Origin of the sequence: Acinetobacter sp. 1294596 (assembly GCF_000582925.1) — a bacterium.
GTDB classification, from domain to species: Bacteria; Pseudomonadota; Gammaproteobacteria; order Pseudomonadales; family Moraxellaceae; genus Acinetobacter; species Acinetobacter radioresistens.
Genome location: NZ_JFCC01000041.1, coordinates 16,983 through 28,336, shown reverse-complemented (window position 1 = coordinate 28,336; position 11,354 = coordinate 16,983). Strand labels below are relative to the sequence as shown.

General features: G+C 44.3%; 5 protein-coding genes, 4 tRNA genes and 2 pseudogenes. 5 read left to right on the top strand and 6 right to left on the bottom strand.

The annotated features are described in order from the left end of the window. From J502_RS12740 to J502_RS12720, 5 genes and pseudogenes are all read left to right on the top strand, one after another. A pseudogene (locus tag J502_RS12740) lies at positions 1–354 on the top strand (S-methylmethionine permease); the annotation flags it as partial. A gap of 200 nt (positions 355–554) precedes the next feature. Beyond that, positions 555–630, top strand: a tRNA-Glu gene (locus J502_RS12735). A 25-nt stretch (positions 631–655) separates the two neighbouring features. Continuing rightward, a tRNA-Glu gene (locus J502_RS12730) sits at positions 656–731 on the top strand. A 25-nt stretch (positions 732–756) separates the two neighbouring features. After that, positions 757–832: transfer RNA gene (locus tag J502_RS12725), tRNA-Glu, on the top strand. Positions 833–857: 25 nt separating this feature from the next. Beyond that, positions 858–933, top strand: a tRNA-Glu gene (locus J502_RS12720). A 301-nt stretch (positions 934–1,234) separates the two neighbouring features. On the opposite strand, the gene J502_RS12715 is transcribed toward J502_RS12720, so the two are convergent. The 6 genes and pseudogenes from J502_RS12715 to J502_RS12690 all read right to left on the bottom strand — a co-directional run bounded on the left by J502_RS12715 (position 1,235) and on the right by J502_RS12690 (position 11,211). Further along, the gene (locus J502_RS12715; protein ID WP_005406597.1) at positions 1,235–2,479 is read right to left on the bottom strand and encodes an NADH:flavin oxidoreductase/NADH oxidase family protein; all 1,245 of its coding nucleotides are present in this window, start codon (positions 2,477–2,479) and stop codon (positions 1,235–1,237) included. Between the two features lie 122 nt (positions 2,480–2,601). Further along, the gene (locus tag J502_RS12710; RefSeq protein ID WP_005019176.1) at positions 2,602–4,197 is read right to left on the bottom strand and encodes an ABC transporter ATP-binding protein; all 1,596 of its coding nucleotides are present in this window, start codon (positions 4,195–4,197) and stop codon (positions 2,602–2,604) included. Further along, positions 4,172–5,185, bottom strand: a complete 1,014-nt coding sequence (locus J502_RS12705; RefSeq protein WP_005019174.1) for an ABC transporter permease — start codon at positions 5,183–5,185, stop codon at positions 4,172–4,174. The genes J502_RS12710 and J502_RS12705 overlap by 26 nt, the downstream gene beginning before the upstream one ends. After that, positions 5,185–6,251: pseudogene (locus J502_RS12700) on the bottom strand (microcin C ABC transporter permease YejB). The gene J502_RS12705 and the pseudogene J502_RS12700 overlap by 1 nt, the downstream one beginning before the upstream one ends. A 37-nt stretch (positions 6,252–6,288) precedes the next feature. Next, entirely contained in the window at positions 6,289–8,133 is a 1,845-nt protein-coding gene (locus tag J502_RS12695) for an extracellular solute-binding protein (RefSeq protein ID WP_034684357.1), read from the bottom strand. A 24-nt stretch (positions 8,134–8,157) separates the two neighbouring features. Continuing rightward, positions 8,158–11,211 carry a lytic transglycosylase gene (locus tag J502_RS12690; RefSeq protein WP_034684354.1) on the bottom strand — a complete coding sequence of 1,018 codons (3,054 nt, stop codon included), beginning with the start codon at positions 11,209–11,211 and terminating at the stop codon, positions 8,158–8,160. Positions 11,212–11,354 lie beyond the last annotated feature (143 nt).

Here is an 11,354-nt window from a genome sequence, read left to right as displayed (position 1 = left end):
GTTACCATGATCGGCGGTATGCCGGGTCTGTTGTCTGAGCAGTTTGCCCCAGAAACTATTTTTACTAATTTGCTCGGAATCGCAGCCTTTACCATGGTAGTAGTCTGGATGAGTATCTGTCTCAGCATGTTCAACTTCCGCCGAGACTGGTATAAGCAGGGAAAAACTGCTAAAGATCTTGCATTTGCTGCGCCGCTGTTTCCTATTGTTCCGATTCTAGGTTTTGTTTTCTGTCTGATTACCTGTATCAGTATGGTTTTTGATCCATCCATGCGAATCAGTTTCTTCGGATGCCTGTTTTTTATTGCAGCATGCTATACAAGTTATTATGTGTTTTACCATCCTAAGTCTTGATGCCGACCTAAAGCACTTAAGAGCGGCAAATGCCGCTCTTTTTTATACAAAAGCATGAATCAGAATATCTTGCAGCAATTTCAAACAAATTTGGCATTTTGCTTTGTTTTTATACGAACGGTATATTTTTAAGGGAAAGATGCCAGAAAAGTGTTTGACACATCCGGGGATTCACCCTAATATACGCCCACCTCTGAAACGTCCCTATCGTCTAGAGGCCTAGGACATCGCCCTTTCACGGCGGTAACCGGGGTTCGAATCCCCGTAGGGACGCCAATTTCAGAACTATGCCTCACTTAAAGTCCCTATCGTCTAGAGGCCTAGGACATCGCCCTTTCACGGCGGTAACCGGGGTTCGAATCCCCGTAGGGACGCCAATTTCAGAACTATGCCTCACTTAAAGTCCCTATCGTCTAGAGGCCTAGGACATCGCCCTTTCACGGCGGTAACCGGGGTTCGAATCCCCGTAGGGACGCCAATTTCAGAACTATGCCTCACTTAAAGTCCCTATCGTCTAGAGGCCTAGGACATCGCCCTTTCACGGCGGTAACCGGGGTTCGAATCCCCGTAGGGACGCCATATTCAAGATGGCAGCATCTTATAAAAAAGCCCAAGCATTATGACTTGGGCTTTTTTTTCTTGTGTGTAAACCTTGTTTATTCTGATGCAGTGATGAGAGCTGTAATCAGGGCAAGTTTTTAACAGGATGGAATAAGTTCGATATTTTTTCTTATTTCCTGCATTTATACTGAATCAGCCCGTCAGCCTGTTTATTTCATTACATACCGAGAATATAAAACAGGCCTGCCCTCAGGTTTAAAAGACCCTAAAGACAGGACTATTTACCACTAGATGCAATACACTCATCTATATACATAAACTAGGCCGATTTACGCGAATTAATCTGGCCTTTAACTACAGCAGTCAGATTTCCCTTAAGGTATTTAAAAAATACTTTTAAGGGAGAAAGTTTTGGATTAGGTTTTTTACCCTCAGCAATTGCTTTAAACTGTGCCGCATACCAGATAATTTCCATAATTGCCATTTTATCAATCATCGGAATGCCAGTTTTAATTTTCTCTACACCATAACGAACGTCTTTCCCGGCAATTAAATGGTTAGTCAAGTCAGTTTCTACCGCAAATGGCCGTGCAATACCAATAAAATTACATGCCCCACTCTCTAGGGCATCATTCATACCTTTTACGGTTCTAAAACCGCCTGTTACCATGAGATAGCATTTGACTTCCTGACGGATCCTTTCAGCAAAATCAAGGAAATAGGCTTCACGGGCAATTGTACTGGCTTTACGTTTACCTTCCTTGACACCAGCCATAGCTGGTGCTTCATAACTTCCTCCTGAAATTTCAATCAGGTCAATACCAGCCGCATCAATTGCTTTGAATACATAGATGACATCTTCTTCTGTAATACCACCACGCTGGAAGTCTGCCGAGTTGAGTTTTACAGAAATAATAAAGTTCTCTGAAGTCCCTGCTCTTACGGCCTTGTAGATTTCCAGCAGGAAACGCATACGGTTTTCAATTGAACCGCCCCATTGGTCCTGACGCTTGTTGGTCAGTGGCGACAGGAATTGACTAATCAGATAACCATGCGCACCGTGTAGCTGTATACCCTCAAAGCCTGCTTTTTCACAGATTTTGGCAGCATGGGCAAAACGCTGGATAATATCCAGAATTTCTTCTTCACGCAGTTCACGCGGTGTACCAAAAGTGGTTGCCAGAACCGGACTAAATGGCACAGCTGAAGGTGCAACTGTTTCTTTGTTCAGGCCCTTAGGACACTGACGTCCCGGATGAGACAGCTGGACCAGTTGAACCATACCATATTCTTTGCCAATTTCTGCCCAGTGCTTGAGCTGTTCCAGATCACGTTCAGTCTCGATTGCTACTACACCTGGCTCATTTTTAGCGCCGATATCAACCATTACATTACCGGTAATGGCACAGCCCAGACCACCTTTAGCCCATGCCTCATATAAGCCATAATGCAGATGATTAGGTTGCCCTGCTGCGTTAGCCAGTGCTTCACTCATTGCACCCTTAATAATTCTGTTTTTAAAGGTTGTATTACGAATTGTGATCGGTTCAGCAATCAAGCTCATGATATTTTTTCCAATTTACTGAATTAGAGTCCTTACTCTAGTTTAAACGCCTGTCTAGTCAAGGTTTACTCTATTACAATGCATGCCGTAGGAGTCACAGAAAAAGTTCCTGATGACGGTTTTTAATATTGACTTGCAGCTATCAATTGCCGGGTATACTCGGACTGAGGATTTGAAAATAGCTGTTCAGTATCCTGAAATTCGACCAGTTGCGCATGCCGTAGCACCATCACCTGCTGACATAAGGCACGGACTACCTGTAAATCATGACTGATAAACAGATAGCTTAACTGATATTCCTGTTGCAGATTTCGTAATAACTGCACAATTGCCCGCTGGGTGGTACGGTCCAATGCAGAAGTAGGCTCATCTAAAATAATAAGCTTGGGCTTAAGGATCAAAGCCCGTGCCAGTGCTACACGTTGCCGCTGTCCGCCAGAAAGTTCATGTGGATAGCGCTGTTTAAAATGTACAGGCAACTCTACCGTCTGTAGAATCTGGTCAATCTGCTCAGTTACAGCGAGCGGCATATGATGTTTTAAATTCAGCCCTTCACCAATGATTTGCTCGACCGTCATACGAGGATTCAGGCTACTGAACGGATCCTGAAATACAATTTGGAAATCAGTGCGTAATAACCTTAATTTTTTCTCGGAAAGCAGGTTAAGGTCCTGCTCCATTAAAAAGATTTGGCCTTTACTCTCTATCAACCGGGCAATAGCTAAAGCCAGAGAAGTTTTACCAGAGCCACTTTCCCCAACAATTCCAATGGAGTCACCTTGTCTTAAGACCAGATTTAAAGGCTCAACTGCCACAAAATAATCTTTTACACGGTTAAGCAACCCTTGGCGAATAGGAAAACATACACTGACCTGTTCCAGTCTCAACAGTTCGGAGCCTGCGGAGGATGGCAACGCCTGACCAAAATTATGTGCCAATAAATGCCGGGTATATTCAGCCTTAGGCTGTTTAAAAATTTGCTCGGCACTCCCCTGTTCTTCAACTCTGCCTTGATTCATCACAACCACCTGCTGGGCACAGCGCTTAACTATATTAAGATCGTGACTAATTAGAATCATGGCCATATTTCGGCGATGTTGCAGGCTTTGTAGCAGTTTGAGAATTTGTGCCTGTAAAGTTACATCCAGAGCGGTAGTAGGTTCATCAGCGATAAGGATATCGGGATCTAAAGCTAACGCCATCGCAATCATTACCCGTTGTCGCTGGCCGCCGGAAAGCTCATGTGGATAACGTTGCAGTTTGTCTTCCGGATGAGTTATTCCGACATCATGGAGTAATTCTACCACTCTCTGCCGAACCTGATCTTTAGACCAGCCTTGTAAATACAGACTTTCTCCAATAATTTTTTCTACCCGATGCAGCGGGTTAAGTGCAGTCATGGGTTCTTGAAAAATCATGGCAATTTTATGGCCACGAATCTGGCGTTTTGCTGTTTCAGACAGATTTAAAAGATTCTGACTATCTAAAATAGCACTCCCCTGAACCTTAAGATTAGCAGGTAACAGTCCAAGCAAAGCCAAGCTGCTGATGGATTTTCCTGAACCACTCTCTCCGACAATAGCTAAGGTCTGTCCGGCATATAGATAGAAATTTAAATTTTCTACCAGAACTTCGCCCTGCTCATTTTGAATATTAAGCTGTTCAACCTGTAGCTTTAGCGCAGCTGACTGGTCACTGGCGTCTTGGGTCAAATGCATCGCGGGTTGCCTCCCCAATATAGATCAATAATGAAAGAACCAGTGCCAGACTAAAAAAACCAGATAAAGCCAGCCAGGGCGCATTAAGATTATTTTTCCCTTGCAGCAGAATTTCCCCTAATGATGCAGCATCAGGTGGTAAACCATAGCCCAGGAAATCCAGTGCAGTCAGGGCAGTAATATTGGCGGTAAGCATAAAAGGGAGCTGGGACAGACTGGAACTCATGGCATTGGGAAGAATATGCCGGAAGATAATGGCATGATCTTTTACCCCCAACGCACGTGCAGCGCGCACATAATCGAAATTTCTTGCACGCAAAAACTCTGCCCGAACCAGACCAACCAGGGCTGGCCAGCCAAACAGTAACATAATCAGAAATAGCCAATAAACATTTGGAGTAAACATACTGACCAGAATCATGACCATAAACAGCATGGGCAGGCCACCCCATACCTCAAGTACACGCTGCCCGAGCAGATCAATCCACCCACCGTAGTAGCCTTGTACTGCACCTATCACGATGCCAATTAAGGCAGCAAAAAATGTCAGGGCAAATCCGAACAGTAAAGAAATACGCAAACCATATAAAACACGTGCCAGTACATCTCTTCCCTGATCATCAGTACCTAACCAGTTTTGTGCTGTTGGTGGCGATGGCACAGGAACAGCCAGTTCAAGATTTGGCGTCTGATAAGAAAATTCAATTAAGGGCCAGATTGCCCAGCCTTTAGCGTTGATAAGCTGCTGTACCACCGGATCTTTATAGTCAGCTTCCGTTTCAAAAACTCCGCCAAAAGCTGTTTCCGGATATTCCTTCAGTACAGGCACATAATAAGAGTTTTCATATTTCACCAGTAGCGGTTTATCATTGGCGATAAACTCTGCCGCAAGAGAACAAATAAAAATCAGAATAAAAATAATCAGGCAGCCCATACCAAGACGGTTATGGGTAAAACGTTGAAGGCGTGCCCGCATTAATGGAGACATTATTTTGCCCCCCGTGAATCAAAATTGATGCGTGGATCGATAATCTGATACAGCACATCACTGATGAGACGCAAGATCAAACCCAGTAGGGTAAATAAAAATAATGTGCCAAAAATAACTGGATAATCACGCTGTACTATGGCTTCAAAACCCATCAATCCCAGCCCATCCAGATTAAAAATTATCTCGATAAACAGGTTGCCTACAAAGAAAATCCCTATCAGAGCCTCAGGTAAACCGGCAATCACTATCAGCATTGCATTACGAAATACATGGCCGTATAGGACCCGGTTTTCACTTAATCCCTTGGCACGTGCAGCTAATACATACTGCTTGTTCAACTCTTCCATAAAAGAGTACTTTGTCAAGTAGGTTAGTCCAGCAAACCCGCCCAGAATCATAGTGAATAAAGGCAACGCCATGTGCCAGAAATAATCTTTGATTTTTCCAAGCAGGCTGAGCTCCTGAAAATTTTCCGAGACTAGCCCCTGCAGCGGAAACCACTGAAAATAACTGCCGCCAGCGAAAAATACAATCAGTAAAACACCAAATACAAAGGTCGGTACAGCATAACCAATCGCTAGAAGTAATGAAGTAGACTTATCAAATAGCGTGCCGTGCTGTCTGGCCTTTTTAATCCCCAATGGAATAGACACCAGATAAATCAGTAAAGTACTCCATAATCCCAGAGAAACTGTAACCGGCATTTTCTCCCAGAGCAGCTGGGTAACGGGCTTATCTTTAAAAAAACTGATGCCGAAGTCCAGAGTGAGATATCCCTTGAGCATAATCCAGAAACGTTAGGTGCCGATTTGTCAAAACCGTATTGTGCTTTGATTTTTTCCACCATTTCATCACTAAGGCCCCGCGCACCCTGATATTCAGATGAATGGCCAGCTGTTTCAGCATGGCTGGTATTTCCCACTCCCTGGAAATTCTGGGCTTGCTGGATAGCCTGCTCTACGGGCCCTCCTGGTGCTAGCTGGATCACCATAAAGTTAATCAGCAGAATCAAGAATAGAGTTGGAATAATTAACAGAAGTCTTTTTAATATATATGTGCCCATAAAGACGCCATTCCCTGTGACTTCAATTGTTATAAGGTTATTGCCTGCGCAAATAACTGCTCACCTGCTGAGCCTGCTTGCTATCAATCCACCAGTAGTCTAAACCTACAGAAAGTTTTGGTTTCTGTTTTGGCTGATGATACATATTCCAGTATGCCAGCCAGTTTTCCCCTTTGCCATAAGTTGGAATCTGATAGTAGCCCGCACGCAGCAGACGGTCTAATACGCGAGTACGAATAACCAGCTGTTCACGGTCTGGTGCCCGGATGACACTATTAATTACTTGATCAATAACCGGGTTCTTGATACCGGCATAATTATAATTTCCTGCCTGATCAGCTGCAGCACTTCCCCATAACTGTGCCTGTTCATTACCAGGCGTCAGTGACTGCGGCATTACGCTGGTCGTCATGTCAAAATCATAACGGCGCATCCTTTCAAGATACTGAGGGACATCTACCTGACGTAGCATCACTACAATACCGAGTTTTTTCAGATTACGTACAAAAGGCATTAAGGTACGCTGTAAACCGTCCTGATGAATGAGGAATTCGATTTCAACCGGCTGTCCTTTGGAATCATATAGCTTACCCTCATGAATTCGATAACCGGCCTTAATTAAAATCTGACGTGCAATCAGCAGATTGTTACGATTAAATCCGCTGGCATCTGAAACCGGATACTTCCAGTTCTTGAGTACACCTTGACGCATTACAGTATGCAATTTGGGCAATAGCGGCTGAAGGATCTGCATTTCTTTAGGGCCGGGTGGTCCTTTTGCTTCAAGTTCACTATTGGCAAAATAACTTTGCAACCGCTGATACTGACCATAAAACAGGGCCTTATTCAGCCATTCATAGTCATACGCATAAGTTAAAGCGCGGCGGAACTGAATATCATTAAAGGGGCTACGACGTGTGTTAAACACAAAACTCTGGGTTGCCACCGGATTCTGATGCCGAAAGCGATAGGTCTTGACCATCCCAGCTTTTACTGCCGGAAAATTATACTCTGTCACCCATTTACGCGCTGTCATCTCTTCATGCAAAGTATATTGCCCTGACTTAAAACCCTCAAAAGCAATATCCAAGCTTCGGTAATAAACATATTTTAACCGGTCAAAATTATAACGTCCCTTATTTACAGGTAAATTCTGCCCCCAGTAATGCGGATTTCGTTTATAGGTAACGCTACGCCCTGCATCAATCCGGTCAATCAGATAGGGGCCTGAACCAACAATAGGCTGCATAGTAATTCGAGTAAAATCCCGGTTTTTCCAGTCCTGCCTGGAATAGATGGGTAATGTTCCCAAAATTAGTGGCATCTCTGCGTTGTTATCTGACCTGAAAGTAAATTTGACCTGATACCTAGATAGAACTTCAGTTTTTTCCAGATCCGCCAGATACATCTGCAACCCCGGATTGGATTTGGTCTGATAAGCGTCAAAGCTGAACTTCACATCTTCAGCTGTGACAGGGAGCCCATTACTAAAACGTGCTTTAGGATTCAGATAGAAAATAACAAACTTGGTATGTTCTGGATCATAGCTGGCTTTTTCTGCCAATAGCGGATAAAGCACTCCCGGCTCATCCAGAGAACTGCTCATCAGGGAATCAAACAGAAAATTAATCCCATCTACCGAGCTGCCTTTACCATTCATGCTATTTAAGTTATCAAAAGTACCATTACTGGCTGTACTTAATAATCCACCTTTAGGAGCTGCCGGATTAGCGTATGGCATGGCATTCAGGCCGCTATACTTGGGCTGGGTGTGAAGCGCGATATAAGGCGTGGTTTGCAATGCAGCAACCCCGCCTTGAGCACATACACTTAATCCAGCTGCAAACCCCAGCTGTTTGGCTTTTGCAAAACTCCAGTGCATACCAGATCCTGTTCAGGTTTTTTATTATAGATTTGGTACTTTAATCACTTCACCGATACGAAGCTGCGTACTTGGCTGAATATCATTCATTTCTGCCAGTTCGCTCGTATTCATACCATATTTGTTTGCCAGACCAATTAATGTATCCCCACGTTTTACCGTATATGAAGTTACTGTTTTTGGAATCAGCAAGTTCTGACCACGTAAAAGACCAGCACGTGACTCCAGATTATTTAACTCTGCCAGCTCTTTAACTGAAATACCGACACGGCTGGCAATAGTATTCAGAGACTCTCCATTTTTTACGGTATAACGCTCAGTATCACGATGACTGCCAGAAGAATTATTTTTACTGTTCTTTGCAGTTACTGTTTCTTTCTCTACAGGTGCAGGTGATACTGGCAATTCTCCATCAAGCTTGATTTTCTGGCCGACACGCAAACCTGAATTACGGTTAAGTCCATTTAGGCCTGCCAGAAAATTAACCTGTAAATGATATTTTCCGGCAACTGATGTAAGAGTATCGCCCGGCTGAACAATATATTCATCCGGCATGCTTGCCCCAGCCGGAACTTTTAAAGTCTGGCCAATACGGACTCCACTACCGGTATTGATATTATTAAGCTGTGCCAGCTCGCTTACAGACACTTTAGATTGTGCTGCAATACTGGTGAGAGTATCGCCACGCTGTACCTTATAACTTTCGGTTTTATAATTCGTACTGACTTTGATATTGTCATTCAAAGTTGTTTTTTTATCTTCTTTAGTTTCGACTTTAGCAGAAACACTGGTCTCATCTACAGGAACATTGATTCTCTGACCTACCAGCAGGCTGCTGGTTGCAGTCAGGCCAGGTGTTAAATCTGCCAATTCCTGATTAGATAACGCATAACGTTCAGCAATCATTTTCAGATATTCGCCACGTTTAACAGTGTAACTCTTGGTCTTGATCCGCTGTTCTGCGGTTACTCTGGTGTCAGCCACCTTAACGGGTTTTGCTACGGCTGCATTCGGATTATCTTTCAACTGAAGTTTCTGTCCTACAAACAGACCACTAGTTACAGAGAGATTATTCCAGTCGGCCAGTTGTTTTAACGAGAGTCCAAACTGGTCAGCAACGCTGGTCAGACTATCATTGGCTTTGACGAGGTAAGTTTCCGGCTTGCTGGCTTTTACAGTTTTTTCTTCAACTTTTTGTGGATTGGCATCGTACAGGTATAAAGAAGTTCCTACATATAAGGTAGCACTTGGGTCAATCTGGTTCCATTTCGCCACATCACGCCAACTCACCCCATTTTTCATGGCGATTACTGCAAGGGTATCACCTGGCTGAACCGTATAGGTACTGCGTTTGCCCTTTGGTGGTATAACTACAATTTCGCTGTCAGTCTTAATATAATCTTTGCCCTTGTTGCGCTCTAACTCTTCCGAGTTTGCCAGGGTATTTTCTGCCACGGCTTTTGGATAAGAGAATCCACGCTTAACCTCTTTACCCTGCTGTTCAGCTACTGAGAGACTGGTCTGGATAGCTGTCAGTTTAATCTTGCCATCATATGGATCAACAATTTCTGTACCTTGCGGAGCCAGGGCTTTTAGCTCGGCAACTACTTCATCTTTTTCAGCCTGGCTGGCTTGAGGCTGTAATACCTCTTCAACTGACTTTTTCTCACCTTCAGCCTTAACTAGAGCCAGAATCTGGTCACGTTCAGTTTGTGAAATTGGTGGCTCTACACGTACCGGTGTAATATTTGCCGCTGGTGTCACTGCAACAGGTATACGCGGAGCACTTGGTATGTCTGCTTTTGCTGCAAATGAAGCCAGAGCATCCGAACCTTTAGGTGTTGAGACTTTAGCTGTAGTTGTTTTACTACTATTACTTGCCAACACAGGTGCAGAGCTTGATGAAGATGAAGGAACTGTTGCAGAAGCAGCTGGTGTTACCCTGGTCTGCACACTTACGGATGACGCAGGCTTAGAAGCTACTGGTGGCTGGTTGCTTGCCCATAGCCCTCCTGAACCTGAATTCAGGCTGCGCAGCTTTGTATCAATTGCCGGACTAAGATCAGCTGGAATCAGAATACGCATCGGGCTGGCCGGATCTACATATTCACCGCGATGACCTGGATTCAAGGCATAAAGTTCGGCACGGCTTAGGCCAGTAATAGAAGAAACCTGATTTAACCCGACTCCGCCATTTAAATTAACTTCGCGGAAGTGTGGACGGTTAGCAATTGGCGGTAAAGATACCCCATATGCTGACGGATTTTTAATAATCTGTGCTACTGCCAAGAAACGTGGAACATAATTCATGGTTTCCTGTGGCAGTTTAAGCGACCAGTAATCAGTAGGTAAGCCTGCAGCACGGTTACGGTTAATGGCCTGCTGGATGCGACCCGGCCCGGCATTATAGGCAGCTAGTGCCAATTCCCAGGAACCGAACTGATTATACAGGCTGCCCAAGAACTCATAGGCTGCACGAGTCGATTCAACCACATCTCGACGGCCATCATATAGTGAAGTTTGCTTCAGACCATAAATTTTACCGGTGCTTGGAATAAACTGCCATAAACCTGCTGCTGCTGCACTACTGGTCGCTGCCGGATCATAGGAGCTTTCAATGACTGGTAACAGGGCCAGTTCAGTTGGCAGACCACGACGTTCGGCTTCTTTTACGGTATGGTACAAATAGCGGCTGGCACGTGCACTTAGACGGTCAAGATAAGGCTGACGTGAAATAAACCAGCTACGCTGTGCCTCAATACGTGAGTCCCAGTGATTTAAATCCATCTTGAAGCCTACAGTCATCCGCTTCCACACATCACCGTGCTTGAGAATCAGCAGACGATCGCCTTCAACAGCGCGCATATCAGTCGCAGAAAGCAGATCTTCAAGTGAATCCAGACTGCTGGCATCTAAAAGACCGGACCCAACCTGGTTTGATTTTATTGTTTTTGAATTCGCGGGAGTTGATGAACAGCCTGTCGTCATCCCGAGTGCTGCAATAGCAGAGCCAAGTAGAGTAATTTTAAACAAGATTGACGCAGAAGGCTGCCACACTGCTGTGGTTGGTTTATACATAAAAAATTCCAAACAACTCGCACAAAGTTTATTTTTTAAATAAGCCATTGTAGTGATGACTGCCAATGACACAAGGCAATAATTTAGCGCGATTCCACCTGAAATGTTACAAGAAATTAAAATTTCCCTTTAACAGCAGGTCG

Excerpts from the sequence above, each read along its gene's own strand:
- J502_RS12715 (WP_005406597.1), bottom strand. The coding sequence starts at position 2,479 with ATGAGCTTGATTGCTGAACCGATCACAATTCGTAATACAACCTTTAAA.
- J502_RS12710 (WP_005019176.1), bottom strand. The coding sequence starts at position 4,197 with ATGCATTTGACCCAAGACGCCAGTGACCAGTCAGCTGCGCTAAAGCTA.
- J502_RS12705 (WP_005019174.1), bottom strand. The coding sequence starts at position 5,185 with ATGTCTCCATTAATGCGGGCACGCCTTCAACGTTTTACCCATAACCGT.
- J502_RS12695 (WP_034684357.1), bottom strand. The coding sequence starts at position 8,133 with ATGCACTGGAGTTTTGCAAAAGCCAAACAGCTGGGGTTTGCAGCTGGA.
- J502_RS12690 (WP_034684354.1), bottom strand. The coding sequence starts at position 11,211 with ATGTATAAACCAACCACAGCAGTGTGGCAGCCTTCTGCGTCAATCTTG.